The 25,955-nt window shown below is 64.3% G+C and carries 24 protein-coding genes; 12 read left to right on the top strand and 12 right to left on the bottom strand.

Annotated elements, in window-relative coordinates; all coding sequences use genetic code 11:
• Positions 1–141: 141 nt before the first annotated feature.
• Positions 142–2,442 (bottom strand): NADP-dependent malic enzyme, encoded by a 2,301-nt coding sequence (locus JMF86_RS25115; RefSeq protein WP_011694539.1) that lies wholly within the window; start codon positions 2,440–2,442, stop codon positions 142–144.
• A gap of 135 nt (positions 2,443–2,577) precedes the next feature.
• On the opposite strand from JMF86_RS25115, the gene JMF86_RS25120 reads away from it, so the two are divergent.
• Entirely contained in the window at positions 2,578–3,549 is a 972-nt protein-coding gene (locus tag JMF86_RS25120) for a LysR substrate-binding domain-containing protein (protein WP_006495747.1), read from the top strand.
• 4 nt (positions 3,550–3,553) lie between these two features.
• Here JMF86_RS25120 and JMF86_RS25125 read toward each other — a convergent pair whose 3' ends face one another.
• Together JMF86_RS25125 and JMF86_RS25130 are read right to left on the bottom strand one after the other, a co-directional pair.
• Positions 3,554–4,231, bottom strand: a complete 678-nt coding sequence (locus tag JMF86_RS25125; RefSeq protein ID WP_011694538.1) for a hypothetical protein — start codon at positions 4,229–4,231, stop codon at positions 3,554–3,556.
• Positions 4,232–4,342: 111 nt separating this feature from the next.
• Entirely contained in the window at positions 4,343–4,990 is a 648-nt protein-coding gene (locus JMF86_RS25130) for a GntR family transcriptional regulator (protein WP_011694537.1), read from the bottom strand.
• A 210-nt stretch (positions 4,991–5,200) separates the two neighbouring features.
• Here JMF86_RS25130 and JMF86_RS25135 point away from each other — a divergent pair, with 210 nt between their 5' ends.
• The 9 genes from JMF86_RS25135 (at position 5,201) to JMF86_RS25175 (ending at position 13,358) form a co-directional block, all read left to right on the top strand.
• A complete protein-coding gene (locus JMF86_RS25135; RefSeq protein ID WP_227745930.1) occupies positions 5,201–6,322 on the top strand; it encodes a branched-chain amino acid ABC transporter substrate-binding protein in 1,122 nt (373 codons plus the stop codon).
• 100 nt (positions 6,323–6,422) lie between these two features.
• Positions 6,423–6,704 (top strand): hypothetical protein, encoded by a 282-nt coding sequence (locus tag JMF86_RS25140; RefSeq protein ID WP_011694535.1) that lies wholly within the window; start codon positions 6,423–6,425, stop codon positions 6,702–6,704.
• Positions 6,705–6,859: 155 nt separating this feature from the next.
• Positions 6,860–7,819 (top strand): chlorinating enzyme, encoded by a 960-nt coding sequence (locus JMF86_RS25145; RefSeq protein ID WP_041489632.1) that lies wholly within the window; start codon positions 6,860–6,862, stop codon positions 7,817–7,819.
• A gap of 22 nt (positions 7,820–7,841) precedes the next feature.
• Entirely contained in the window at positions 7,842–8,099 is a 258-nt protein-coding gene (locus JMF86_RS25150; RefSeq protein ID WP_011694533.1) for a phosphopantetheine-binding protein, read from the top strand.
• 53 nt (positions 8,100–8,152) lie between these two features.
• Positions 8,153–8,860 carry a thioesterase II family protein gene (locus JMF86_RS25155; protein WP_227745917.1) on the top strand — a complete coding sequence of 236 codons (708 nt, stop codon included), beginning with the start codon at positions 8,153–8,155 and terminating at the stop codon, positions 8,858–8,860.
• Positions 8,861–8,864: 4 nt separating this feature from the next.
• The gene (locus JMF86_RS25160) at positions 8,865–10,430 is read left to right on the top strand and encodes an amino acid adenylation domain-containing protein (RefSeq protein WP_011694531.1); all 1,566 of its coding nucleotides are present in this window, start codon (positions 8,865–8,867) and stop codon (positions 10,428–10,430) included.
• A 5-nt stretch (positions 10,431–10,435) separates the two neighbouring features.
• On the top strand, positions 10,436–10,909 hold the full coding sequence (locus tag JMF86_RS25165; RefSeq protein WP_011694530.1) for a YbaK/EbsC family protein: 474 nt from the start codon (positions 10,436–10,438) through the stop codon (positions 10,907–10,909).
• 11 nt (positions 10,910–10,920) lie between these two features.
• Positions 10,921–12,063 (top strand): acyl-CoA dehydrogenase family protein, encoded by a 1,143-nt coding sequence (locus JMF86_RS25170; RefSeq protein ID WP_011694529.1) that lies wholly within the window; start codon positions 10,921–10,923, stop codon positions 12,061–12,063.
• A 74-nt stretch (positions 12,064–12,137) separates the two neighbouring features.
• A complete protein-coding gene (locus JMF86_RS25175) occupies positions 12,138–13,358 on the top strand; it encodes a cation:proton antiporter (RefSeq protein WP_011694528.1) in 1,221 nt (406 codons plus the stop codon).
• Between the two features lie 198 nt (positions 13,359–13,556).
• On the opposite strand, the gene JMF86_RS25180 is transcribed toward JMF86_RS25175, so the two are convergent.
• Positions 13,557–14,249, bottom strand: a complete 693-nt coding sequence (locus JMF86_RS25180; protein WP_011694527.1) for a glutathione S-transferase — start codon at positions 14,247–14,249, stop codon at positions 13,557–13,559.
• Positions 14,250–14,396: 147 nt separating this feature from the next.
• Between JMF86_RS25180 and JMF86_RS25185 the strand changes: the two genes are divergently transcribed.
• Complete coding sequence (locus tag JMF86_RS25185; protein WP_011694526.1) at positions 14,397–14,972, top strand: TetR/AcrR family transcriptional regulator; 576 nt, start codon at positions 14,397–14,399, stop codon at positions 14,970–14,972.
• Positions 14,973–15,074: 102 nt separating this feature from the next.
• Here JMF86_RS25185 and JMF86_RS25190 read toward each other — a convergent pair whose 3' ends face one another.
• From JMF86_RS25190 to JMF86_RS25210, 5 genes are all read right to left on the bottom strand, one after another.
• Positions 15,075–15,581 carry a GNAT family N-acetyltransferase gene (locus JMF86_RS25190; RefSeq protein ID WP_011694525.1) on the bottom strand — a complete coding sequence of 169 codons (507 nt, stop codon included), beginning with the start codon at positions 15,579–15,581 and terminating at the stop codon, positions 15,075–15,077.
• A 96-nt stretch (positions 15,582–15,677) separates the two neighbouring features.
• Complete coding sequence (locus JMF86_RS25195; protein ID WP_227745916.1) at positions 15,678–17,813, bottom strand: SMI1/KNR4 family protein; 2,136 nt, start codon at positions 17,811–17,813, stop codon at positions 15,678–15,680.
• On the bottom strand, positions 17,779–18,876 hold the full coding sequence (locus tag JMF86_RS25200; RefSeq protein WP_227745915.1) for a NucA/NucB deoxyribonuclease domain-containing protein: 1,098 nt from the start codon (positions 18,874–18,876) through the stop codon (positions 17,779–17,781). The genes JMF86_RS25195 and JMF86_RS25200 overlap by 35 nt, the downstream gene beginning before the upstream one ends.
• 509 nt (positions 18,877–19,385) lie before the next feature.
• Positions 19,386–19,955 carry a YdeI family protein gene (locus JMF86_RS25205; protein WP_041489661.1) on the bottom strand — a complete coding sequence of 190 codons (570 nt, stop codon included), beginning with the start codon at positions 19,953–19,955 and terminating at the stop codon, positions 19,386–19,388.
• Between the two features lie 96 nt (positions 19,956–20,051).
• Positions 20,052–21,179, bottom strand: a complete 1,128-nt coding sequence (locus tag JMF86_RS25210; protein WP_011694521.1) for an aminotransferase class V-fold PLP-dependent enzyme — start codon at positions 21,177–21,179, stop codon at positions 20,052–20,054.
• A 276-nt stretch (positions 21,180–21,455) separates the two neighbouring features.
• Between JMF86_RS25210 and JMF86_RS25215 the strand changes: the two genes are divergently transcribed.
• Positions 21,456–22,637, top strand: coding sequence for a serine hydrolase (locus JMF86_RS25215; RefSeq protein WP_050809578.1), 1,182 nt, complete (start codon positions 21,456–21,458; stop codon positions 22,635–22,637).
• A 94-nt stretch (positions 22,638–22,731) separates the two neighbouring features.
• On the opposite strand, the gene JMF86_RS25220 is transcribed toward JMF86_RS25215, so the two are convergent.
• From JMF86_RS25220 to JMF86_RS25230, 3 genes are all read right to left on the bottom strand, one after another.
• Positions 22,732–23,904: an FAD-binding oxidoreductase gene (locus JMF86_RS25220; protein ID WP_011694519.1), complete on the bottom strand. Its 1,173-nt coding sequence runs from the start codon at positions 23,902–23,904 to the stop codon at positions 22,732–22,734.
• A gap of 151 nt (positions 23,905–24,055) precedes the next feature.
• On the bottom strand, positions 24,056–25,207 hold the full coding sequence (locus JMF86_RS25225; protein WP_011694518.1) for a branched-chain amino acid ABC transporter substrate-binding protein: 1,152 nt from the start codon (positions 25,205–25,207) through the stop codon (positions 24,056–24,058).
• Positions 25,208–25,625: 418 nt separating this feature from the next.
• The gene (locus JMF86_RS25230; protein ID WP_011694517.1) at positions 25,626–25,817 is read right to left on the bottom strand and encodes a CsbD family protein; all 192 of its coding nucleotides are present in this window, start codon (positions 25,815–25,817) and stop codon (positions 25,626–25,628) included.
• Between the last annotated feature and the right edge of the window lie 138 nt (positions 25,818–25,955).

Consider the following 25,955-nt stretch of genomic DNA (forward strand, 5'->3'; position numbering starts at 1 on the left):
GCAACGCATGTCCACATCCAGAGATATGTATCAAGCACCGGCGCAGCAATCCAACCGCACAGTCAAACATGTCCCCTTGGCAATGCACTAATGGCCGAATCGGGCTGACGATCGACCGTCAGCCCGATTCGCAAACGTCAATCAGCCCGTCACACCCCGATTCGCCTCGATCACCGTCAAAGCAGCCATATTCACGATCCGCCGCACGGTCGCGCTCGAAGTCAGGATGTTCACGGGAGCATTAACGCCGAGCAAGAACGGCCCCACCGCCACATTACTCCCCGCCTCGGTCTTGAGCAGGTTGTAAGCGATATTCCCCGCATCCACATTCGGACAAACCAGCAAATTCGCCGCGCCCTTCAACGGCGACATCGGCAGCAGCTTCGCCCGCAGCCCTTCATCGAGCGCACAGTCGCCATGCATCTCGCCATCCGCCTCGATATCCGGCGCCTGCTCGCGCACGATCTCCAGCGCCCGGCGCATCTTCACGCCCGAAGCCGCACTCCCCGACCCGAAATTCGACCGCGACAGCAGCGCCACCTTCGGCGTCAGGTTCAGCCATTCCATCTGCCGCGCCGCCGCGATCGTGAATTCCGCGATCTGCTCCGCATCGGGGTTGTCGTTCACGTGCGTATCCACCAGCGCGACCGTCCGCTGATCGAGCAACAGGATGTTCATCGCCGCGTAAGTCGAAGCCCCCGGCTTCTTGCCGATCACTTCGTCCACGAACCGCAGGTGATTGTGATACTCGCCCACCGTCCCGCAGATCATCCCGTCCGCGTCGCCGAGCTGCACCATCATCGCGCCGATCAACGTCAGGCGCCGACGCATTTCCACGCGCGCCATTTCCTTCGAAATGCCGTCGCGGCAGCGCAGTTCCCAATACTTCGTCCAGTACTGCGGGAAGCGCTCGTCATATTCCGGATTGGTCACTTCGACATCCTGACCGAGTCGCAGGCGCAGGCCGAACCGCTCGATGCGCGCCAGCAGCACCTCCGGGCGACCGACCAGAATCGGCCGCGCAAGCTTCTCGTCGACGATCACCTGCACCGCCCGCAGCACGCGTTCGTCCTCGCCTTCGGTGAACACGATCCGCGCCTTGCCGCCGTCGCGCACGAGCTGACGCGCGGTCGCGAACAGCGGCTTCATGAACGCGCCCGAGTGATAGACGAATTGCTGCAACTGCTCGACGTACGCATCGAGATTCGCGAGCGGACGCGTCGCCACGCCGCCTTCCATCGCCGCCTTCGCCACGGCCGGCGCGATCCGCACGATCAGGCGCGGGTCGAACGGCTTCGGAATCAGGTATTGCGCGCCGAACGACACGTCGTACGCACCATAGGCCGCCGCAACGACTTCGTTCTGCTCTTCCTCGGCCAGCCCCGCGATCGCGTGCACCGCGGCAATTTCCATCTCGCGCGTGATCGTCGTCGCGCCCACATCGAGCGCGCCGCGGAAAATGTACGGGAAACACAGCACGTTGTTGACCTGGTTCGGGTAGTCCGAGCGGCCCGTCGCGATCACGACGTCGTCGCGCGTCTCATGCGCCAGTTCCGGGAAGATTTCCGGCGTCGGGTTGGCCAGCGCGAGAATCAGCGGGCGCGCCGCCATTGCCTTCAGCATCTCCGCCGTAAGGATGCCGCCGACCGACAGGCCGAGGAACACATCCGCGCCACCGATCACTTCGGCAAGCTTGCGCGCGTCGGTTTCCTGCGCGAAACGCGACTTGGCCGGGTCCATCAGCGTGGTACGGCCGCGATAGACGACGCCTTCGATGTCGGTCACCCAGACGTTTTCCACCGGCAGCCCGAGGTCGACCAGCAAGTCCAGGCACGCCAGCGCGGCCGCGCCGGCGCCCGACGTCACGACCTTCACTTCCTTGATGGACTTCCCGACGACCTTCAGCCCGTTGATGAACGCGGCCGACACGGTAATGGCCGTGCCGTGCTGATCGTCGTGGAAGACGGGAATCTTCATGCGTTCGCGCAGCTTCTGCTCGACGGTGAAGCATTCCGGCGCCTTGATGTCCTCGAGGTTGATGCCGCCGAACGTGGGTTCGAGGCCGGCGATGATGTCGACCAGCTTGTCCGGGTCGGTCTCGTTGATCTCGATGTCGAACACGTCGATCCCGGCGAACTTCTTGAACAGGACGGCCTTGCCTTCCATGACCGGCTTCGATGCGAGCGGGCCGATATTGCCGAGACCGAGCACGGCGGTGCCGTTCGTGATCACGCCGACCAGGTTGCCGCGGCTCGTGAAGCGGTGCGCCTGCAGCGGATCGGCGGCGATCGACTCGCACACGCTCGCCACGCCGGGCGTATAGGCCAGCGCCAGGTCGCGCTGGGTCACCAGCGGCTTGCTCGCCACGACCGAGATTTTCCCGGGCGTCGGAAACTCGTGATAGTCGAACGCGGCCTGCTGCTGTGTCTCTGTCTGTTTCATGTTCTGGGTCTCGGCGTGGGCGCCAGGCCAGTCCCGGCGCGATCCATGAAGAGGATTCTAGGGATCTGCCATAACGTGATGATTCTGTTTTAATATCGGCCCATCACTTTTTCATGATGAATGCATGACCAGTCAATGAATTTTGATGCAAACGACGTGGTCAGGCGGCTCGGCGCGCGTCTGAAGATCCGGCATCTGGTGCTGTTGCTGCAGATCCAGCAGCACGGCTCGCTGACGCGGGTCGCCGAGCACATGGCGAGCAGCCAGCCGGCCGTGACGAACGCGCTGTCCGAACTGGAGAGCATGTTCGGCACGCCGCTGTTCGAGCGCTCGTCGCGCGGCATGCGGCCCACGGCGCTCGGCGCGGTCGTGCTCGAGCGCGCGAAGGCGATGATCAAGGATCTCGACCACCTCGCCCGCGAGATGGAGGCCGTTGCCGCCGGGCATGCGGCCCATCTGCACATCGGCGTGATTCCGTTCATCTCCGGCCAGATGCTGTCGGCCGCGCTGAAGCGGCTGCAGGCGCGCATGGAGCGGCGCCTGACCGTGACGATTCACGAAGGCACCAGCGATCAGCTGCTGCTGCAACTCAAGGATCACAGTGTCGATATTGTGATCGGGCGCGCGTCGTCGGCGATCGATCTCGGGCAGGTTTCGTTCGAAGTGCTGTATCAGCAGCAGCCGCGCATGATCGCGAGCCGGCGGCTGGCGGCGAAGCTCGCCCGCACGCCGCTCGACTGGCACAAGCTGCACGCGCTCGACTGGATTCTCGGCGCGCCGCATACGCCGATGCGCGAACAGGTGACCGACCTGTTCCTGTCGGCCGGCATCGCGCCGCCCGTGCCGATCGTCGAAAGCTACTCGTCGAAGCTGATCGGCGAAATGATCGCGTCGAGCGACGAAGCCGTCTCGATCGTGCCGGCCGATATCGCGGAGGAACTGGTGCGGATCGCCGGCGTGGCGATCGTGCCGTATTCGCTGGTGTGGACGCTGCCGCCCATTGCGCTGTTCACGCGCTCCGCCGATTCGCGGTCGCCCGCGCGGGATTTGCTCGTCGACGCGCTACGCGCGGTGTGCAAGGAGACTTACGGGGACGCGCAGCGATAACGCGCTACCGGGCGGCGGCGAGGCGGCGCAGGATTTCCGCACGCTCGGCGCTCAGCACGTGGTCCGCGCCCTCGCCCCTGTCGTAGCGCTGGCTCGTCCGGTAGGAAAAGCGCTTCGCGTATTGATTGGCGGCGGGATCGAACGCCCATGCGTCGACGTCGAAGAAGTGCTTGCCGAAATGATCCTCGCCCTTGCCCCACACATAGTCGGCCCGGACGAACAGCGGATACGGCGACACCGCCGGCAAGTTCCACATCGCGCGATCGGCCATCTCCGTTTCGGTGACGATCGGCATCAGGTTCTCGATCTTGCCGTTCGCGCCGACACGCAGGACGGCCACGCGCTCCAGCATGCCGCTGCCGCCGCCTGAAAACGTTCCGGCTAAAAACACCCACGAGCCGCCGGATGCAATCGGCAATCGTTCGGACCGCGGATTCAGACCGAACTGATACAGCTCCTTGGCGGAACCGGGGACAAGCGTCGGCGGCATCTCGAAGCACGGCGCATGGTCGGGAAGCACGCAGAGCTTCACGCCGGACAGCGGGAGCCCGTCGGCATCGAGCTTGCCTTGGGCCTGGGTGAAGCGCGGGAATGCGGTTTCGCTGGGGGCGGCTTGAACACACGCGATACCGACGACCGCCATGCCCGAGATCACCGCGAGCGTCTTACCGATCCAGCGCATACCGCACCCTCTCTCATTTTTTACAGCGGCATATTGTCAGTGATCTCGCCGGCTGCCGCCAACCGGCATCGCCGGCATCGGTTCAGTCGGCGAGGCCCATGCGGCGAAAGCCTACGCCTCCGCGATGGGCACGTTGCGCAACGCCGTGACCAGCTTGCGCCCGGCGTCCTCGATGTGCCGCACGAGGCCCTGGCAGGCCGTCTCCAGGTCGCGGGCACGCAGCGCGTCGAGGATGGCCATGTGCTCGGTGCGGCTGTCGCGGCTGTGGCTCATCACGTCGTACTGGAACCGCAAGTACCTTTCCGCCTGCAAATGCAGCCCGTCGAGCGTGACCAGCAGGCGCCGGCGGTTGCCCTTCTCGTAAAGCGTGCGGTGGAACAGCCAGTTCGCCTGGCTCTGTTTCGCGGGATCGTTGCCGAGGTGTTCGACCTTGTCGATCAGGTCCTCCGCTTCGCCCAGCACGCTCTTGGTCAGGAACGGAAACGCCATTTCGAGCGCGAGCGGCTCCAGGCGCGAACGCATCATCCACAAGTCCTCGGCCTCGGTGGCATGCAGCGGCGCCACCGTCAGGCCGCGCTTGCCTTCCTGCCGGGCGAGCCCGTCGGCTTCCAGGCGCACCAGCGCCTCCCGGATCGGGATCCGGCTCACACCATATCTGACCGAGAGGTTCTCCTGGATCAGCGGCGTTCCAGGCGGCAATTCTCCCCGCAGGATGTCCTCGCGAATCGCTTCCGCGACCAGCGTGTTTGGGGGTCGCAATGCATACCTCCGGCTTGATTTTTTTGACTTGCCAATTGTATCTTGGCACCGATATGCTACCAATGTATCCAAAATACATAATATGGATACATAAGACGATTTGCGGTGTTGCACGCCGTCGTCCTGCACCATGACGGGAAGTTCTCAACCACACTCGCAGGAGAGCCGCACTTGAAACGAGCAAATTTATCCAGCGCATTCAAGCTTTCGCTGAACGCCACGCTTTCGGTGTTGGCGCTTGCCGCCGCGACGGCAGCGAGTGCAGACCCGATAGTCGTGAAGATCGGCAGCGTCGAGCCGTTGACCGGCGGGATCGCGCATCTTGGTAAAGACAACGAAAACGGCGCGCGCCTCGCGGTGGAGGAAATCAACGCGAAAGGCCTGACGATCGGCGGGCATTCCGTCACGTTGCAGCTCGACGCACAGGATGACGCAGCCGATCCGCGCACGGCCACGCAAGTGGCCCAGAAGCTCGTCGACGACAAGGTGGTGGCCGTGGTCGGTCACCTGAACTCGGGTACGTCGATCCCGGCCTCGAAGATCTACAGCGAAGCCGGCATCACGCAGATCTCCCCGTCCTCGACCAATCCGGTCTACACGCAGCAGGGCTTCAAGACCACCTTCCGGGTCGTGGCCACCGACGCGCAGCAAGGCCCGGCGCTGGCGAACTATGCGAAGAAGCTGGGCAACATCCATCGTGTGGCGATCGTCGACGATTCGACCGCCTACGGCCAGGGCCTGGCAAACGAATTCGAGAAGCGCGCGAAGGAGCTGGGCATCACCGTGCTGTCGCACGATGCCACCAGCGACAAGGCCATCGACTTCCGCTCGGTACTCACCAAGATCAAGGGCGAGACGCCTGACGCGATCATGTACGGCGGCTCGGATTCGACCGGCGGCCCGTTCGCCAAGCAAGCCAAGCAGCTCGGCCTGCGCGCACGCGTCTTCACGGGCGATGGCGTCTGCACGGAATCGTTGGCCAATCTCGCCGGCGATGCGACCGAGAACGTGGTGTGCTCGCAGGCCGGCGCGGCGATCCAGACGATGCCGGGCGGCGAGGCGTTCCAGGCGAAATACAAGAAGCGCTTCGGACAGGTAGTCGAATACGACGCGCCGTTCGCCTATGACGCCGTGTACATCATCGTCGATGCGATGAAGCGGGCGAAATCCACCGACCCCGCCAAGATCCTCGCGCAGATGCCGCCGACCGACTATCACGGCGTGGTCGGTGAAACCCAGTTCGATTCGCATGGCGATCTCGCGCATGGCGTGATCTCGCTGTACGTCTACAAGGCGGGCAAGAAGACGTTCCTCGACCAGGTGAAGATGTAAGCGGGCCGTTGCCCGGGATCGCGGAATCGAGAAATCGTGCAGGGCGGATTTGTTCAGGCAAAACCCCGGAGCTTTTTGAAGGAGAGCCGTTGTGTCCGTAATGACGTATTTCGAATTCCGCGATCAGCTCAAACGCGCGCGGCTGACCGTACGGGAATTCGCGAGCCTGGTGAAGATGAATGAAAATTCAATCACCAATTATTCACAAAAAGGTGTGGTGCCGTCCCACCTCGCGGTAATCGCGCTCTTGATGGGCGAAATGGCCGACCATCAAATCGAATTTCGCGATATTATCGATCAAATGGAAATCGAGCAGAAGAAACCGCGCGGCGCGCCGATCAAGTTCGGCATGAGCCACGCCAAGCCGGCCCTGCAGGGCTGAGCAGCTGTATCGCCTGCGGCTTGCGACATGCATGCCGCAGCGCGAATCAAACTCCCGGATTAAAAACAAAAACGTAACAACAATAAAAGATATTCGCTTTTTGATGTCGCAGTCGAGCAATGCAGTTCTATCTTTCGAGGGCCGTAAAAATAACCATGAACAATACTATCGAGGTACGTAGTACCAGGTTTGCTTTGAGCCAGCAAGAATTGGCAGATTTTCATCGCAACGGCTATATCGGGCCGTTCGATCTTTATCCCAGCGACCAGATGGAAGCCAACCTTCAGGCGCTGCGCCCCAAGCTGCTGAACACCAAAAAGGCCATCTACAGCCAGGAAAAATCGATTTCAGGCGTCACCAATCTGGCCAATTACGATCGCCATCTCGATGTCGACTTCCTGGCCTCGCACATCACGCGCCCGGAAATCACCGACCGGGTCGCGAGCATCCTCGGCCCGGACGTACTGTGCTGGCGCTCGGAGTTCTTCCCGAAGTATCCGGGCGACGAGGGCACGGACTGGCATCAGGCCGACAACTTCTCCAACGTGGCCGGCTCCAAGCACCCGCAGATCGTGTGGCCGGAGGATGCGCAGTTCGGCGGAACCATCACGGTCTGGTCGGCGTTTACCGACGCCACCATCGAGAACGGCTGCCTGCAGTTCATTCCCGGCACGCATCGCACCATGAACTACGACGAATCGAAGGTCATGGAATATCGCGAGGACGCCATCAACAACCGGGAAAAACAGGGCGTGCGCCGCGGCTTCTTCGGCTACGACTACCGGCAGCTGCAGAAGGACCCGAACTGGAGCCCGGACGAGAGCCAGGCCAAGTCGATGGTCATGCGCCAGGGCCAGTTCATCATCTTCTGGTCGACGCTCATGCACGCGTCGCATCCGCACAGCGGGCTGACCGACAAGATGCGGCTGGGCTTCGCCGCGCGCTATCTGCCCAACTCGGTGCGCGTCTATCCGTATTCCAACACGCTGGAAGAATTCGGCGGCAGCGCCAGTCTCGACAAGTTCGGCTGCGTGCAGGTCGCGGGCCAGGACGCCTTCGGTCACAACCGTTTCGTCACCGAGAACGTCAACGGCTTCCGTTTCCAGGCCAACTAACCCGGCAGGAGCACTAAACACCATGAGCAATCGCAACGATATCACCGACATCGAGGCGTGGCTGGTCGAGGCCTGCGGTGCATTGGGCCTGCGGGTCGAGAACGCCGACAGCGACTTCTTCGCGGCGGGCGGCACCTCCATCACCGCGGTCAAGCTGCTTTCGCGCGTGGAAGAGCGCTTCGGCGAGGATGCGCTGACCCCGGAGGCGCTGTTCGAGCAGAGCCGCCTGTCCGACATCGCGAGCCACATCGCGCAACACAGCGAAACGCGCACCTCGTGACGCAGGTGCAAGCCGGCGCGGCCCAGGCACGGTGGTGCCTGGTTCCGCGCCCCGTGGCCGCTCCCCGGCTGCGGTTGATCTGTTTCGCCTATGCGGGCGGCAGCGCCGACCTGTTCCGCAACTGGGTCGAGTACCTCGCCCCGGATGTCGAGCTGGTGGCGGTGCGCCTGCCCGGCCGCGGCATGCGCCTGCGCGAGCCGCTGTACGGCGAATGGCCCGCGCTCGTCGAGGATTGCGCGAGCGCGCTCGCGCCGTATCTCGGCGAGCCGCACGCGCTGTTCGGGCACAGCTTCGGCGGCCGTCTCGCCTACGAGATCGCGCAGCGGATGCGCCCGGTGCTGCCGCCGGGCACCTGCCGGGGGCTGTTCATCGGCGGTTGCCGCAGCCCCGACAGTCCGCAGGCGCGGCCTTACCTGCACGAACTGCCGGAGCCGGCGTTCCGCGCCGCGTTGCGCACCATGGGCGGCACGCCGACCGAGGTGCTCGAAGATGAACGGCTGATGAACCTGATGCTGCCGATCATGCGCGCCGACATGCGGCTCGCGGAGCTGTGGGGCAACTGGCACCGCACGCCGCTCGACGTACCGCTGCATGTCTACTACGGCCACGCCGATCCGATCGACAGCGAGGCCAGCGTGGCCGGCTGGCGCGGCTTCACTACATCCGGATGCGAGCTGGTCGGGTTCGACGGCGCGCATTTCTTTCTCGATAGCCATCGCGAACCGCTGCTTGCGCACATGGCCACTCGTTTGAGGAGCTAGTTCGATGAAATCGCTTCGCTGCGATGAAGCCGCATGGTCGCTTCACGAGCGGATCAACCAGACGTCCGTGCCGTACCCTGACGATGCGAGCATCGGCGAGTTGTTCGACCGCGTTGTGGCGCGCCGGCCGGACGCGGCAGCCGTGATCACGGCGAGCCGCACCTGCACCTATCGTGAGCTGGACGACTGCGCCAATGCGCTGGCCTGGCGCCTGATCGACGAGGGCGTGCGCCCCGGCGACGTGGTCGCGCTGGTTCTGCCGCGCGGCGTGGATCTGGTGGCCGCCTTGCTGGCGATCGTCAAGGCCGGCGCGGCCTACCTGCCGCTCGACGCGGCCTGGCCCGCCCAGCGCATCGCGCACCTGCTCGAGCAGACCGGCTGCCGCCATGCGTTGTACGGCGCGGCCGGCCCGGCGCCCGCGGCGCTCGGCGCGTGCCGCGCGCTGCCGGTGTCGGTCGACGCGCTCCGCGAGGAAGGCCGACGCGAAGCGCCCCACGGGCGTGCGACGGCGGCCTCGATCGCCTACATCAACTTCACGTCGGGCTCCACCGGCCAGCCCAAGGGTGTGCCGATCGAGCATCGAAGCGTCGCGCGGCTGGTCTTCGGCGCGCGTTATGCGCGGCTCGACACGGAAAGCCGCGTGCTGCAGATGGCGCCGGTCACGTTCGATGCCGCGACCTTCGAGATCTGGGGACCGCTGCTCAATGGCGGCGCGTGCGTCGTCTACGAAGACGGCTTCGTGCGCGCGTCGCGCCTGCGCGACCTGATCGAGCGCCACCGGATCAACCTGCTGTTCCTGACCACCGCGCTGTTCAACGCGCTCGTCGACGAAGCGCCGGCGACGCTCGCGAGCGTCGAGACGGTGCTGACCGGCGGCGAGGCCCACTCGCTGCGCCACATGAACGAGGCACTGCGCCGCTACGGCGCGGACCGGATCGTCAGCGTCTACGGTCCGACCGAATGCACGACCTTCACGACCTGGTATCCGGTGCGCGAGATCGGCCCCGACGAAACCATGCTGCCGATCGGCCTGCCGATCCAGAACACGCGCCTCTATGTCGTCGACCAGGGTGCGCTGTGCCGCGCCGGCGAGCCCGGCGAGATCTGCGTCGCGGGGCCGGGCCTGACACCCGGCTACCTCGGCATGCCGGAGATCACCCGCGAGCGCTTCGTCGAATACGAGATCGCGGGGCGACGCGAGCGGCTCTATCACACCGGCGATATCGGCTACCTGCGCGAGGACGGCGTGCTGGTGTTCAAGGGGCGCCTGGACGACCAGGTCAAGATCAACGGCTTCCGGATCGAATTCGGCGAGATCGCGTTCCATCTGCAGAACCGGCCCGAAGTGCGGCGCAGCTATGTGACCGTGCATGACAACGGCATCGAGAAGCGGCTGGTGGCGTTCGTCGTGCCCAAGAGCGAAGCCAGCGGGGTCGAGCAGATTCGGGCTGCGCTGGCCGAAGTCCTGCCCGCGTACATGGTGCCGGCACAAATCCATCTTTGCGACGAACTGCCGATCTCGGCCAACGGCAAGATCGATCATCGACATCTGAAACAGACACTGGAGTGACAAGCATGAGCCTGAGCAAACGCGCCCAATATTTCCAGGATCTGCTGGCGGATCGCGGCCTGCAGATGGAAGTCCTCGAACTGCCCGCCTCCACGCGCACCGCCGACGACGCCGCGCGCACGCTCGGCTGCCAGAAGGCGCAGATCGTCAAGTCGCTGGTATTTCGCTCGCTGGCCGGCAACCGGCCGGTGGTGGTGCTCGCCAGCGGGCCGAACCGCGTGAACGAGGCGGCGATTTCCGAATTGATCGGCGCGCAGATCGTCAAGGGCGATGCCGACTTCGTCAAGGAAACCACCGGCTTCGCGATTGGCGGCGTGCCGCCGTTCGGCCACCGGGAGGAAGTTGCGCTGCTGGTGGACGAGGACCTGCTCCAGTTCGACGAACTGTGGGCGGCGGCCGGTACGCCGAGCGCGGTGTTCAAGATCACCGGCCGCTTCACCGACGTGCTGCCCGCGCATCGCGTGGTCTCGGTGAAGTAACGAGGCTACCCATGTCCAGTCCCTATCCGGACGAGTCGTATCGCGGCCTCGCGGCCGAGCTGCGCGAGCGCCTGCAGGCCTGCCTGCTGCCCGAAGCCGAGGGCGCCGAGGCGCGCGGCCATCTTCCGCGCGCCATCTGGCCGGCGCTGGCCGCCGAGGGCTGGCTGGACCTGCCGCTGGCGGGCGAAGGCTTCGTGCGCAGCGCGGTGTTCCTGGAGGAGCTGGGACGCCTCGGATATGCGGGCGTGCGCGCCGCGATCGGCGTGCATGCGTTCATGGCGGCGTCCTACCTCGCCTGGTTCGGCAACGACGCACAGCGCGAGCGCTATCTGGCGAGGATGCGCGACGGCACGGCCGTGGCGGCGCTCGCCATCACCGAGGATCAGGCCGGCAGCGACCTGAGCGACCTGCAATGCAGCGCCGCGGCGAGCGGCGACGGCTGGCGCGTGAACGGCACGAAACGTTTCGTCTCGAACGGCTCGCAGGCCACGCTAATCGTCGCGCTGGTCCGCAGCAACGCGCAGCGCCACGCACTGGGCGGTTGCAGCCTGCTGGTCGTTGATGCCGAGGCGCCCGGCGTCACGCGCACGCCGCTGAACCTGCTGGGCTGGCGCAGCGCCGACGTCTGCGACATCCGCTTCGAGGACGTCGCGGTGCCGCGCGAGAACACGCTCGGCAAGCCCGACAAGGCGTTCACCTGCCTGATGCGATGCCTCGACTTCGAGCGCATGGTGGCAGGCATGCTCGCGCTCGGCGGCGCGGGATGCAGCATCCGGCTGATGAATCGCTTCGTGCGCCAGCGCGTGGTGCGCGGCGCCCCGCTGAGCGCGAACCAGACGATCCGTCACGAACTGGTCGAATTGATCGCCGAATTGCGGCTGCTGCGTCATTTCGCTTATCAGTTGGTGCAGCAATACGTGGGCGGCAGGCTCGGCAGCGGCGACGCGTCGATCCTGAAGCTGCGCAGCACCGAGCTGGCGAAGCGAGCGGCGCATCTGTGCGCGCAATTTCACGGCGCGCGCGGCTACCTGTCGGAATCCGATGTCGCGCGGCTCTATCGCGACGCGACCGCCGGCACGATCGCCGCCGGCGCCAGCGAACTGGTGCGCGAAATCATCTTCGACAGCGTCGATTCGGAAGCGCTGCTCGACTGAACCCACTGCCGCGCGCCCCGCGGGGCCGCACGGTCGCGAAACGATTTTTTCCCTTCTTGCTCAAGGAACACGTGATGTGGCTGATACAAGTGGCGCTCGTCGTTCTGGTCTGTAACGGCTGCGGTGCGATCGCGGAGCGGCTCGGGCAATGCAAGGTGATCGGCGAGATCGCCGGCGGCATCCTGCTCGGCCCGCTCGCGCTCGGCGTCGTCACGCCGTCGCTCTATCACGAGCTGTTCACGCCCGACAACACCTCGGCGATCAGTCGCATCGGCGAGATCGGCCTCGCGTTGCTGATGTTCGAGATCGGTCTCGACGTGCGCCTGCCGGCGCAACGCGCGCTGCTCGGCCCGGTGCTGATCGCCGTGCCGGGCATGCTGCTGCCGTTCGGCGGGGGGCTGATGGTGGGCTGGCTCGCCCACGACGTCCTGGCGCCGCAGCAGCCGTTCTGGCCGTTCGTGTTGTTCTGCGGCGTGGCGCTGTCGGTATCGGCCGTGCCGGTGATGGCGCGCATCGTGACCGACCTGAATCTCACGCGGCATGCCGGCGCCGCGTCGGCGCTGTCGGCGGCGATGGTCGGCGACCTGCTCGGCTGGGGCGCGCTCTCGCTGCTCGTCTGCCTGTCGCACAACGCCGCCGGATGGCGCACCCTCGGCGTGAACGTCGTGCTGCTCGTCGCCTACGTGGCGCTGCTCGTGATCGCGGCCAAGGGTGTGCTGCTGCGCGTGGTCGGGCGCTCGCTTGCGCAGGGCTGGTCGCGCGACACGGTGGCGATCCTGGTCGCCTCGGTGCTGGTGTCGGGATGGATCACCTCGCAGCTCGGCTTCCATAGCGCGTTCGGCGCGCTGCTGATCGGCATGCTGCTGCGCGACGTACCGAGCGTGCGCGAGCAGTTCGACCGCCTGCTGGGCGGCTTCCTGCATACCATCCTGATGCCGATCTTCTTCGCCTGCGCGGGCCTGAACCTGCAGTTCTTCGACGTCACCGCCCATGCGCAATGGCTCTGGCTGCTGGCCTTCATCGTGGTCGGCTTCGCGGGGAAATACCTGGGCGTGTTCGCCGGCGCGCGACTGACGGGGCACACGAGCGGCGACGCGACGGTGATCGCCACGCTGATGAACGCGCGCGGCCTGATGGAACTGGTCTTCCTGTCGATCGGGCTGCAACTGCGCATCCTGCCGCAGAACGTCTACACGATGCTGGTGATCTTCGCGCTGTTCACCACCGCGGTCACCGCGCCGCTGTTGCGCCACCATCTGCGCCCGGTGGCGGGCGGCGCGACGGAATCGGTGTAGGGCGAGGCGGCGGCCGAGGCTCAGTGCAGACCACGGTGCCCGCCACTCTGGCCGACTCAACGGAATAGGATTTCATGCCGTATGACAGCGATTACTTCATACAACGAAGCATCGCCTGCCACGCCCGCGCCGTTCAATGTGCGCCGTGCAGGGGCTGCGTGAACCCCCTGCCCGTTATCGGCCGGCGGCCGCGCCAGATCAAGTCAGGTTGGCAAACACCGGCTGGTTCCTGACGCTCTCGCGCTGGCGCATTCTCGCGTACCAGGCTCGAAGCGCCTCGCACTCCTCGGGCACCGCCAGCTTCACGAGCATCGCAAAGATCAGACCGCCGATAACGGTGATGTCGGCCATCGAGAACGCCTCGCCCGCGACATACGGCCGGCTTTGCAGAACGGCATCGAAGTAGCGCATGCCCCTCAGTGCCTTGTCGCGTTGGCGGAACCCCCACTCCGGGTTTTGATACGTCTCGACGTCGGGGCCCAGCCCCGGCGTGCCGTGATGGAAATAGACGCTGATGGCATCGAGCAGCTCCAGCTCGGCGCGCTTGCTCATCATGTGGATGATGCCCTTCTCGCGGGGCGTGCTGCCGGTGAGCGTGGGCGCGCCATCGAGCGCGTCGAGGTATTCGGTAATGGCCGTGCACTCGGCGATACAGGTGCCATCATCGAGCTCCAGCACCGGCAACGTACCCGAATAATTCTTGCCGGCGATGAACTCGGGCTTTTTGTGCTCGCCCTGGTAAAGATCGACCATCACGAACTCGACGCGCGATTGCAGCCCTTTTTCGGCCAGCGCGATACGCACGCGGGTCGGATAGGGCCCAGTCGGGAAATCGTGGATCTTCATCGGGGGCAGTCGGGCTGCATCGAAATCGACGTTGCTGGAAGTCATTGCGGGAGCGCTCCGTAGTCGGTTCCACGGGGTGGGACGACGTGAAAGACACGTCGCCCATGAATCTACCTAACGTTTGTTAGGTTAACCATATAAGGTACAATCCGGGGTGTCAACACCCTTTTCCCGTGCGCGGAGACTGAAGCAGTGGCGAACGACGCGAGCTCGAACTCGAGAGAAAGAATCTTGGCGGCCGCCACGAGGCTCGCGCAGACGCACGGCTACGGCGGGTTGAACTATCGGGATCTCGCCAGCGAGGTGGGGATCAAGGCCGCGAGCATCTACCACCACTTCGAAAGCAAGGCCGATCTTGGCGCAGCGGTAGCGAGGCGTTATTGGGAGGATTCAGCGGCGGCGCTGGACGACATGCTGGCCAACTCGCGCGATCCGCTGGATTGCCTGCGTCGCTATCCGGATACCTTCCGCAAGGCGCTCGAGACCGGCAACCGCCTGTGCCTTTGCAGCTTCATGGCCGCCGAAACCGACGATCTGCCGGAAGTCGTGATGAAAGAAGTCCTGGCCTTCGCCGACGTGAATGTCGCGTGGCTGAGCAAGGCTCTGTCCGCGGCGGCCGTGGTCGGCGCCCGGGAGAGCAAACAGCGGGCGCGGGCCATCTTCGCGGCCATCGCCGGCGCGCAGCTCATCGCGCGGAGTCGCGCCGATCTCTCGCTCTATGACGCGCTGATCGACAATTATCGTAAAGCGGGGCTGTTGCCTGCGTAGCAGGGCAACGGTGACGCGGCGTCGAGTGACGTCGAACGTTCGCGAACGCGCGATGGTCAATCGTGCGGCCCACTTGCAGCGTTTGCAGACGGACCGCCGCGATCACCGGCTGGCCGAACTGACAGGTTTTTCGTACAGGGACCAGACAATACCGTCCGTTTTCAATCCGACGCGGACAAAGCCCAGCGACTCGTAGTAAGCGCAGAGCTTCGTGTTTTCAGCGCCGCAGTCGAGTCGAAGCAAACGCCGGTTCAAGCGGCTCACCTCATGAGCGCACCAGTCGAGCATGAAGCCGCCGAGTCCGAGCCCGTTGAAACCTTGCCGCACGCAAAGCCCATGCACGTAACCGGCGATCGGCGCTTGCGGCCCCCAGTGCCTGTCCTCGTCGAAGTCGAGCGAGAACGTGCCGACCAGCGCGCCATCCTGTTCGACGACGTACACGGCTTTCTCGGCGACATGGTTTCGCACCCACCGCTCGGAAAAGCCGTCGCCATCCCTGCCCCACACGTAGTCGCCGTGCGCGACTTTTCTGGCATGTGCATCGTTCCGGATCTGTGTCAGCACCGGGACATCGTCTGCCGTCGCTCTGCGGACGTTCTTTGAAACCATCGCTCGTTTCTCCGTTGAGTCTGAGCCGCCATCTCGCCGCATCGCGTCACGCGTCGATTATCGACGAGATGGCACGACCACACGCTCCACGGGTACTCAACTTGATTGTCGCGCCGACGCGATACCGGCAAGCCACTCCGGAAAACTCCTCGCGATACGCTCGCGCCGCGCATCATCATGCCAGACCCGAATCACTTGTCCGGCGACGCCGCCCTCAGCGGGATCGAGGTCGACACACAAGTGATTACCGCTGCCGTCATGCGTAAACGGAATCCATTTCAGGTTGTACCAGTCATCGGCGATGCCCGCATCCGGTTCCGATGTCATGTCACCGAAATCGCCAGCGTCCACGAGACCTTTCCAGATGCGCCATTGCGCGAGGATCTCGCGGGCACTCAGCAGCGCATCGCTTCCAGAAAACGCCTCGCCCAACGCCGCCTGTCCATCGTGAATCCGCAGACTGTCGACGAGTGCGTCAGGCAGCGTCGCACCCAGCGCGACCTGTAAGGCAGCGATGTCGTCGTCGGACGCGGGTCCGTTGAGTCCGCCAGGCAGGCGTGACGCATCGGCGGCGAATGCTGCGTCGAGCCATTGCCACGTGTCGCGAAGGTCGATGGGGCGTGCGTCATCGATATCGACGGTTGTCGTACGGGTTTCAACCGCTGGCGGCGATTGTGAGGCTCCCTCGGCGGATGTCGCCGCCGTCTGGCGCGGCGGCTCGCTGGAAAGGTCGCGATCGAGACGCAGGAACAGCACGGAGGAACCTGCAGCCATTGGATATTCCGCAGCCGGGATCGCGGCGAGCACATCGGCATGCACGACACCGCTGATCAACCCGTCGCCTTCGGGCGGAAGCAGGCGGACGACCACGTGTCCGTCGGCCCCACGATGCAGGTTACCCCATCGCATCGCGTTCAGTTGGGCATCGCGCTCGACGCTGTGGTCGATGATGCCGGTTTCCCAATGCGGCCCGGGCGTTGCGGCGTGCTCGAGCAAATCGAGCACACGCGGCATGATCGCGTGCATCAGCATCGCCACTGCGCTCGTGTGGCCCGGCAGGTTGATCAGCGTGGCCTGATCGTAGCTCGTCAGGACCGTCATCCCGCTTTGCGTACCATCGGGCCGCGTGAACGGGAGTGTGGTCTTCTTCGGTGGCGAGCGATCGTCACTGCGTCCGAAGTTGAAACGATCAGCCGGTGTTTGTCTGATCTCGACGGTCGCCTCGTCGCGCGAATACACTCGTTGCGCATTCAGTCCGATGTCCCGGAAGGGCGGCGTGGCAGGCAATCCGGCTCCGACGATCAGGTCGTAACGTTGCGCGAACTCGGCGAGCTTCTTCTGGAATGCGTACTCGTTCTGTTGCACTTCGAGCGGCGGCAGTGTCATGTCCGGCGGCTCGATGTACTCGATCGACGACACCCTGTATCCCCAGCGCTGCAGTACCGCACGGATATACGGTCCGCTCGTATCGGGCCGCTGCCATTGCTCGCGAGCGATGCCGGGAGCGCGCTGCTCATACCCGACGATCACTACGCCAATGCGCGGCCGTTTCGTCACCTCGATATCGCGGACGCCTGCCGCTGTCAGCGCGATCTGCAATTCGGCCGTTATCCGGCTGCCCTTGGGCAGGAGCAGGCTGCCTTGTCGATATTCGCTGCCGGAAGCGATGACGTGTTGCCCGGCGGATAACGGCGCGTGCAGCAGCAGGAAAGACCGAGCGTCGCGATGCGTCACTTCAAGACCGCCTTTCGGGACGACGGTGTCGGCGTTTTCCGGCAGCGGGAAATACGGAGGGACATCGACCGCACACTGCGCGTGGATTGCGCGAGCCGCCGGACTGCCCGCCGACGAAGCCAGTGCGCGCCGACTGAACTCGAAATCGAGCTCGACCGGTGCACCATGCGTCGCATGTACGGTATCGGATGCGCGCAATGCATAGCCTTCGACCGCAGCGAGCGGAACGGGCGGGACATTCTCCGGTGCGAAAACATCGGCCGCCGTCACGCGCGTCAGCGCATCCTCGATCGGCACTGTCTCGGATTGCATCGCGCCCGGCACGACGCGGCGACAGCGTTCATAGGGCTGGTTAAGCCAGAAAGGGAAGTTCTCGTGATCGCTCATATGGTGAATGTTTTCGTGCCGCGGTCCGAAGATACCCGCGAACCGCGGCAACGGCACGCGTTTCCTTCCCTGCGGCTCAACGTTTTGCCGCAGGCTGCTGAGAGCCGACATCGACGTAGAATTTCTCTTGGTCGAGCACGCGCTGGTTCAAATAGAAATTGCCGAGAAAAGCGCCCGCGCGTCGATTATCGCTGGCATCGATACGTTTGACCGATACTTCCGGGTCACTTGATGCACCCTGCTCGGTCGACGCAAACGGATACTCGTCGCAATCGCAATCGGTCGGCGTTTCGTCCGGATCGCCGGTGAACGTGCACTGGCCGTTAACCGAGCCGTATTTCGCGACGCATTGCTTCTTGGATGCATCCCGATTGTCCCGCCGAAGCGTTGCGTCGCGCGTGCGTGTCAGCGGCCTGGACTCCCAGGTATCAGGAAAAATCGTGCCGTCACCCTTCGGCACGAACTTGCCGGGGCGGCCGGCCGCCTGCGCCTCGCGAATATGGATTGCCGATTCGTCGACGTCGGGATTCGTGGCGACGATGGTACGGAGAACCGCCGGTGCGTCCTCGTAGACGCATCCTTGCGAGTTGCTCTTGACGAGCGCGACGTCGCATCGAATGTCGGGAATATAACCCACGCCTGCGTACGGACTCACGCTTGCACCGTTATCGAACGAGTCTCCCGACTTCGCGACCCGATACTCGAGAGTCGGACTGAACCTGAGCGGGTTACTGGATCCCATGTTCGGCGTGACCATCACCGATATTTCGTTGGACAGCCCGCCGAGGGCAAGCGGTACGCCGGCATTGGGTGCAACCGTGCAATCCGAACCGCATTCGACGATAGGCTTGATCATCAGGCCGCCCGGATTGCCGGAAATGATGCGTGTGCGAAATCGGAACTTCAATGGCCATGCGAGCTGATTCGATGGATTGTCGGAATACGCGTAGGCGTCGATAGCCACTCGCCCGATTTCATTGTTTTGATCGTCCTTCGCGACATATTCGAGCGGAACCGTTTTCTGGCAATAACTGCTTCGGCTCAATAGCGAGTCCCTGGTTGGTTCGGTCCGGACTGTCGTGCAGATGGGAGAGACGTCCGTGGCACTTCCCGCATGGGCAGGCATCGCCGTTGTAAGCACAATCGCGCCGGCAAACAGCATTCGATGAATCACATCCCCTCCTGATTATTCCATTAATCGAAATGACAGATTTAGCTGCAAATCAATTTAAATTAACATTTAAATGAAATGTAACTGTCAATTTCGTCAGGTAGATGCAAGTCGACGACCAACCATACCTTGAGCGCTTTATTTTTATAAACAAAGTCATTCATAAAATCGCACAACGTGAACTGACCACACCGTGCCAATGAAGCCAATTCCGTCACATCAGAATCCCAACTGCATAGCGCATCTGACGCAAGGATCGACGCCCCTCCTGGAGACCTCGTTCAAACAAGTCTTCGGCCCTTCCGTCTCCGGATTGAATTTCTTATTCGTACACTGCAATCCCAAGCGGCGCGCGCAAGGCCCATATTCCATGGCCGAATCCACACACACGACACAACTGATCTCGGCGCGCCGAAAAATTGAACGCTTCCGTCACTGGGTGCGGTAGCTGTCCGCGTTCAGCTGTTCCCGGTCCCGCGCGGTTCTTCTGGCATGCCGCCGGCAGCACAGCCCTACGGATGAAACGTCTCGCCCCGCTTCAGCATGTCGATGAACTCCGCGATTTTGCGTGCCCGTGTTTCAGGCTTCCTGGCGTTCTGTATCCGGAACAGGATCGCATAGCGATTACGGCTGTTCAGCGTCGCAAAAAACTTCGCGGCTTTGGGATTGGCGTCCAGAGCCGCCTGCAAGTCGTCCGGCACGATCGCATTGCTGGCCGACGTATAGGCAGCCTCCCAACGGCCGTCTTGTTTGGCCTTCTCGATTTCACGCAGGCCGGCCCGGCGCATCCTGCCGGCGACGATCAGCGCTTCGGCCTTGTCCTTGTTGATTTTGGACCAGATGCTCTTCGCCGAGCGCGGGGTAAAGCGTTGTAACCAGTATTGCTCGCTCTCGGCCTTCTTCTGGCCATCGATCCAGCCGTGGCAGAGGGCGCTTTCCACCGCCGCTTCATAGCTGACGGTTCGCTGCCCCGCGCCTTTTTTCGCGAGCCGCAGCCATGCTCCGGTCGACGTGCCGCCGTTCTGCCCCAACCAGCTTTCCCATTCAGCCTGACTGGCAAACGTTAGAGCGCCTTCGGTCATGTCACGATCCAGAATGGTTGCGTTTTCAACGACTAAAAAGCCGCCGCTCAACGGTTGAGCGGCGGCCACCCAAACACTCCACTCCGCAAAACCGCGTCAAACAATCCGGTTCAACGCATCGGCAAACCGCTTCACCGCGCCATCGACATCATGCAGCTTGTCGAGACCGAACAACCCGAGCCGGAACGTCTTGAAGTCCTCCCGCTCGTCGCATTGCAACGGCACGCCCGCCGCGATCTGCAAACCGACATCGGCGAATTTCTTCCCGGTGCGAATCCCGTCATCGTCCGTGTAGCTCACCACGACACCCGGCGCCTCGAACCCTTTCGCGGCCACGCTCCTGAACCCCTTCTCCGTCAGCAGCGCACGAATGCGCTCGCCGAGTTCGAGCTGTTCCGCCTTCACCTTGTCGAAGCCGTATGCGTCGGTTTCCTTCATCACGTCGCGCAGCGTCGTGAGGCTGTCCGTGGGCATCGTCGCGTGATACGCGAACCCGCCGCCCTCGTACGCTTCCATGATCTGCAGCCACTTGCGCAGATCGCACGCGAAGCTGGTGCTGGTCGTCGCATCGATACGCTCGCGTGCGAGCGGGCTCAACATGACCATCGCGCAACACGGCGACGCGCTCCAGCCCTTTTGCGGCGCACTGATCAGGATATCGACGCCGCTCGCCTGCATGTCGACCCACACGGTGCCGGACGCGATGCAATCCAGCACGAACATGCCGCCGACCGCATGCACGGCATCGGCCACCGCGCGCAGGTACGCATCGGGCAGCATGATCCCGGACGCGGTTTCGACGTGCGGCGCGAACACGAGATCGGGTTTGTTTTCCTTGATCGCGGCGACCACTTCATCGATCGGCGCCGGCGCATAGGCCGCTTGCCTGCCCGCTTCCACCGGGCGCGCCTTCAGCACCGTCGTCTCGGACGGAATGCTGCCCATGTCGAAGATCTGCGACCAGCGAAAGCTGAACCAGCCGTTGCGGATCACGAGGCACTTCTCGTTCGTCGCGAACTGTCGCGCCACGGCTTCCATGCCGAACGTCCCGCTGCCCGGGACGATCGCGACCGATTTCGCGTTGTAGACTTTTTTCAGCGTGGCGGAGATGTCGCGCATGACACCCTGGAAGCGCTGCGACATATGGTTGACCGAGCGATCGGTGTACACCACCGAATATTCGAGGAGCCCCTCGCGGTCAACATCGGGAAGTAAACCTGGCATGCTCGCCTCCGGTGAAAGATGAACGATGGAATCAGGACAAGCAGCGTCTTCGATTCGATACTGCTCTGCACCATGCAAATGCGTCATTTCCTCGACGAAAGCAGATTCTAACGAACGCCGCCGGACGATTGGCGCCTATTTTGTCGGCCGCCGGGGTCGGTGTTCGCCCATGCCGGCCCATGCCGCGCCCATCGCCCTGTTCGGAGTAAGGATTAACGACGCGTGCGGCAACCGCCTCATAACATGTCGACCAGGCCCTTCACGACGGAAACTTCGATGACCTCCTCTCCCGCATCGTCACAGCAGTCGTCCACCGATCCGGCGCTCGCCGAGCGCATCGACACGGTCCTGTCCCGCCAGCTCGACACGCAGCGGCTGGTCGGCGCGGTCGTCCTCGTCGCCCGCGACGGCGAGCTCGTCTATCGCCGCGCGGCCGGGTTCGCGGATCGCGAATCGCGTACGCCGATGCGCGAGGACACGCTGTTCCGGCTCGCATCGGTGACGAAGCCGATCGTGTCGGCGGCCGCGATGGCGCTCGTCGCGCAACGCAAGCTGTCGCTCGACGAAGACATCGCGCGCTGGCTGCCCGACTTCCGTCCGGCGCTGCCCGACGGCCGCGTGCCGACGATCACGGTGCGCCAGTTGCTCGTGCATACCGCCGGCCTCGACTATCGTTTCAACGAAACCGACGCGAACGGCCCCTATGCGCGTGCGGGTGTCTCCGACGGGCTGGATGGCGCATCGATCACGCTCGCCGAAAACCTGCGCCGGATCGCGAGCGTGCGGCTGCTGTTCGCGCCCGGCACGAGCTGGAATTATTCGCTGTCGATCGACGTCATCGGTGCGCTGATCGAGGCCGTCTGCGGCGTGCCGCTCGCCGATGCGATCGATGCGCTCGTGCTGCGCCCGCTCGGTGCGCGCGACACTGGGTTCGTCGCACGCGATCCGGCGCGGCTCGCCACGCCGTACGTGAACGACACGCCGCAGCCGCACCGGCTCGCCGAGAACGAGACGGTGCCCATCGACGAAGGCTTCGTCGGCGTCACGTACTCGCCGTCGCGCGCGCTGAATGCACACGCGTTCCCGTCGGGCGGCGCCGGGATGGTCGGCACCGCGGGCGACGTGCTGACGGTGCTGGACACGCTGCGCGCGGGCGGCGGCACGATCCTGCCGACTGAGCTGGTCGACGAGATGGGCCGCGTACAGACCGGCGATTTGGAATTGCCGGACCTGCCCGGCGCGGGCTTCGGGATCGGCTTCTCGGTGTTGCGCGACCCGCAGGCGGCCGCGTCGCCGGAATCCGTCGGCACGTGGCGCTGGGGCGGCGTCTACGGTCATTCGTGGTTCGTCGACCGCGCACGCGGGCTCACCGTCGTGTCGCTGACGAACACGCTCTACGAAGGGATGAACGGGCAGTACACGCTCGATCTGCGCGATGCCGTCTATGGCGTCGGCTGATGCACGCCACGAAAAAAGGCCCGACACAGTCGGGCCAACGGGTTTGAGACACTAGGAGAATTCCGCCCACCCCATACCGGGCGGTCACGCCGCGCTACACGACGTTCTTTTCGACGATCGGCCGGTTTTCGAGCACGCGCGCCCAGCCGAGCGACGACAGGTCGAGCGTGTCGTAACGCCCGCCCAGAATGAGTTCGCTGACGCCCCGCCCCGTCGCCGGCCCTTGCTGCAGCCCGTGGCCGCTGTAGCCGTTCGCGAACACGACGTTGTCGAGTTCGGGGTGGTAGCCGATGATCGCGTTGTGATCGAACACGTTGTACTCGTAGTAACCGGACCAGCAATTCTCGACGCGCAGCGCCTCGAATTCCGGCACGCGGTGCGCGAGCGTCGGCCAGATCACGTCGTCGAACAGGCCGTGGTCGACTTCGTCGAGCGGCAGGTCGTCCGGGTCGCGATCCGGGCTCGGCGACGTGCCGCAGATATACGTGCGCCCTTCCGGCCGGAAATACACGCCGGTCGGATCGATCAGCAGCGGGCAATCGGCGAGCTTCGCCGGCGACGATACGTTGAAGATGCTGCGCCGCCGCGCATACACGGGAATGTCGATGCCCATCATCGACGACAGCGTGCGCGTCCATGCGCCGGCCGCGTTGACGAGCGTGTCGCACGCATAGCGTTCACCGTCGCCCGTCACGACATGCGTGATCCTGCGGCCGTCGCGCACCACGTCCTTCACGTCGGCCGGCACGTAGCGCGCGCCGAGCGCCTGCGCCTTCTTGCGCAGCGCCTGCACGAGCCCGTAGCCGTCGAACCAGCCTTCGCCGCTCACGCCGTACGCGCCCGACACGAGATCGTCGACGTTCAGCCACGGAAACTTCGCGCGCAGCGCGTCGCCGTCCATCAGCCGGATATCGGCGCCGAGGCGCGTCTGCAGCGCATGGTTCTCGCGCAGCGTCGCGTCGCCGGCCGGCGTCGCGAGGAACAGGTAACCGCCTTCGTGCAGATCGATCGACGGCCGGTTGCCGTCCACTTCGAGCCGCTCGCCGATCGTGCGCAGGAACTCGATGCCGAACAGCGACATCTCGATCGACAGCGGCGTGGAGAACTGCTGGCGAATCGACGCGGCCGACAGCGCCGACGACGATCTGGCATAGGTGGGGTCGCGCTCGATGACGGTCACGGCGACCGTGGGATCGGTGGCGCGCAGGAAATAAGCGATCGAGCTGCCGATCACACCACCGCCGACGATGACGACTTGAGAACTCACGACTGACTCCGGTTGCACGTAAAAGGCTCAGGGCCTGTGGGTGATTCGCGCCGCGACTCGCGCGGCGTGCCGCAGGCAGGCTTCGTGAACGATCGCTTCGGCTATTTCAGCACGTCCGGCATCGCCGCGAAAGCCCGCGCGCGGGTTGCGTTCAGTCCGCCGACTGGGTCGTGACGGGCTGCCACGCGGCGTTCTTCACTTCATACAGCGTCGAGCTCGGGTTCTTCAGGTCGCCCGTGTTCGTGAACGCGATGGTGCCCGTGATGCCGTCGTAGCGCGTGCCCTTCAGCGCGCCGTTGAAATCGGCCGGCTTCGTCGAGTTCGCCTTCTGCATCGCGTTGATCGCGATCCACGTCGCGTCGTACGCGAACGGCGCATACGCGAGCATGTCGACGCCGTACTTCTGCTTGAATTTCGTTTCGAACAGCTTGCCCTTCGCGAGACGCGACAGCGGCTGCCCGTATTCCCACACCGACGCGCCTTCGGCCGCATTGCCGGCCAGCTTGATGAAGTTCGCGTTCATCACGCCGCCGCCCGCGAGGAACTGCGCGCGGATGCCGAGCTGGCGCATGCGCTTCACGAGCATCGCGGCCTGTGCGTCGAGCCCGCCGAAGAACACGAGATCGGCGTTGGTGCTCTTGATCTTCGTGAGCTGCGCGCTGAAGTCGACGGCCTTGTCGTTCGTGAATTCGCGCGTGACGATCGTGCCGCCGTTCGCCTTCACGGCCTTCTCGAATTCGTCGGCTTCGCCCTGGCCGAACGCGGTGCGATCGTCGATGATCGCGATGCGCTTCGCCTTCGTCACGCTCGCGGCGTACGCACCGGCGTTGCCCGCGTTTTGCGTATCGGTCGCGATCACGCGATACACGGTGCCGAGCCCGGCGCGCGTGATGTCGGGATTGGTCGCCGACGGCGTGATCATCGGAATGCCGGCCTTCGCGTAGATCTTCGACGCGGGCAGCGTCGTGCCCGAATTGAAGTGGCCGATCACGACGGCCACCTGTGCGTCGGCGAGTTGCTGCGCGGCCTGCACGCCGGTGCGCGGATCACTCTGGTCGTCCTGCGACGCGATGACGAATTTCACCGGCTTGCCGCCGACCATCGTGCGAGCGGCATTCGCTTCGTCGACCGCCATGCGCACGCCGTTCTCGATGTCTTTCCCGTAAGCGGCGCCGCCGCCCGTCAGCGGGCCGGCCACGCCGACCTTGACGATCGTCTCCTGCGCATGGGCCGCGCCCGTCTGGAACGCGAGAAGCGCGGCGGTCAGTGCGACGCCGGAAAGCGAACGAATGCGGAACGTCATGGCTGTCCTTCTTCTGGGGGTCGGGATGCAACGCGCGATCGGCGCCCGTCGGCAACCTCCTGCGCGCCGGCGATGGCGTGCGCCGCCGAGGCGCCATGCGCCCGACCGGCTGGCCGATCACCGCGGTTCCGTCTCCGAAGAACCTTTCATCGCGAAAGAGGTGAATGGATTGTGGGTAGCCAATACCCGTGCAGCAAACGAAATATCGGAACTATGTTGTGAGATTTGGTCATCAAGTTCCGTGGTCATGGCCGATCCGCGGCCCGTATGACGGTGAGCCGGGATGGAAGTCTGCGGCAGGAGACAGCGGCCGCGCCGCCGGGTCAAGGCCGACCGTGGTCATGCCGGCAACGCATCATCGTTGCGAGGGCGGCCCGGCCGGCCTTCGCAACGCCCCTTGCGGGCGCCGCGTCATCGGTCAGTGCCGATCGGTGCCCGTCTGGTTACGCACCGCATCGGCCGCCTCGCCGGCCTTCTCCTGAAGCTTGCCGGCCTGCTGTTCGGCCACACCTTCCGCTTCGGTCTCGCGGTCGCCCGTCACCTTGCCGAGTGCTTCCTTGACCGAACCCCTGACCTGTTTGAGCTTGCCTTCGATGCGATTCCTGTCCATGGTCATCTCCTGCGATGGTTTGAGGGAGAGCCGGCGATGCGGCGCCCTCCGTCGCACCGCCGAGTGGACAGGATCGCAAGCGGGCGCCGCGCGAGGTAGATGCGGATGCACCAATCCGCATGGTGCATTCGTACCGCC

This window comes from Burkholderia sp. E168m15 (assembly GCF_016586105.1).
In the GTDB taxonomy this organism is placed as follows: Bacteria; Pseudomonadota; Gammaproteobacteria; order Burkholderiales; family Burkholderiaceae; genus Burkholderia; species Burkholderia orbicola.

Coding starts and splice junctions, on each gene's coding strand:
- JMF86_RS25115 (WP_011694539.1), bottom strand. CDS start 2,442: ATGAAACAGACAGAGACACAGCAGCAGGCCGCGTTCGACTATCACGAG.
- JMF86_RS25120 (WP_006495747.1), top strand. CDS start 2,578: ATGAATTTTGATGCAAACGACGTGGTCAGGCGGCTCGGCGCGCGTCTG.
- JMF86_RS25125 (WP_011694538.1), bottom strand. CDS start 4,231: ATGCGCTGGATCGGTAAGACGCTCGCGGTGATCTCGGGCATGGCGGTC.
- JMF86_RS25140 (WP_011694535.1), top strand. CDS start 6,423: ATGACGTATTTCGAATTCCGCGATCAGCTCAAACGCGCGCGGCTGACC.
- JMF86_RS25145 (WP_041489632.1), top strand. CDS start 6,860: ATGAACAATACTATCGAGGTACGTAGTACCAGGTTTGCTTTGAGCCAG.
- JMF86_RS25150 (WP_011694533.1), top strand. CDS start 7,842: ATGAGCAATCGCAACGATATCACCGACATCGAGGCGTGGCTGGTCGAG.
- JMF86_RS25160 (WP_011694531.1), top strand. CDS start 8,865: ATGAAATCGCTTCGCTGCGATGAAGCCGCATGGTCGCTTCACGAGCGG.
- JMF86_RS25165 (WP_011694530.1), top strand. CDS start 10,436: ATGAGCCTGAGCAAACGCGCCCAATATTTCCAGGATCTGCTGGCGGAT.
- JMF86_RS25170 (WP_011694529.1), top strand. CDS start 10,921: ATGTCCAGTCCCTATCCGGACGAGTCGTATCGCGGCCTCGCGGCCGAG.
- JMF86_RS25175 (WP_011694528.1), top strand. CDS start 12,138: ATGTGGCTGATACAAGTGGCGCTCGTCGTTCTGGTCTGTAACGGCTGC.
- JMF86_RS25180 (WP_011694527.1), bottom strand. CDS start 14,249: ATGACTTCCAGCAACGTCGATTTCGATGCAGCCCGACTGCCCCCGATG.
- JMF86_RS25190 (WP_011694525.1), bottom strand. CDS start 15,581: ATGGTTTCAAAGAACGTCCGCAGAGCGACGGCAGACGATGTCCCGGTG.
- JMF86_RS25195 (WP_227745916.1), bottom strand. CDS start 17,813: ATGTCGGCTCTCAGCAGCCTGCGGCAAAACGTTGAGCCGCAGGGAAGG.
- JMF86_RS25205 (WP_041489661.1), bottom strand. CDS start 19,955: ATGACCGAAGGCGCTCTAACGTTTGCCAGTCAGGCTGAATGGGAAAGC.
- JMF86_RS25210 (WP_011694521.1), bottom strand. CDS start 21,179: ATGCCAGGTTTACTTCCCGATGTTGACCGCGAGGGGCTCCTCGAATAT.
- JMF86_RS25215 (WP_050809578.1), top strand. CDS start 21,456: ATGACCTCCTCTCCCGCATCGTCACAGCAGTCGTCCACCGATCCGGCG.
- JMF86_RS25225 (WP_011694518.1), bottom strand. CDS start 25,207: ATGACGTTCCGCATTCGTTCGCTTTCCGGCGTCGCACTGACCGCCGCG.
- JMF86_RS25230 (WP_011694517.1), bottom strand. CDS start 25,817: ATGGACAGGAATCGCATCGAAGGCAAGCTCAAACAGGTCAGGGGTTCG.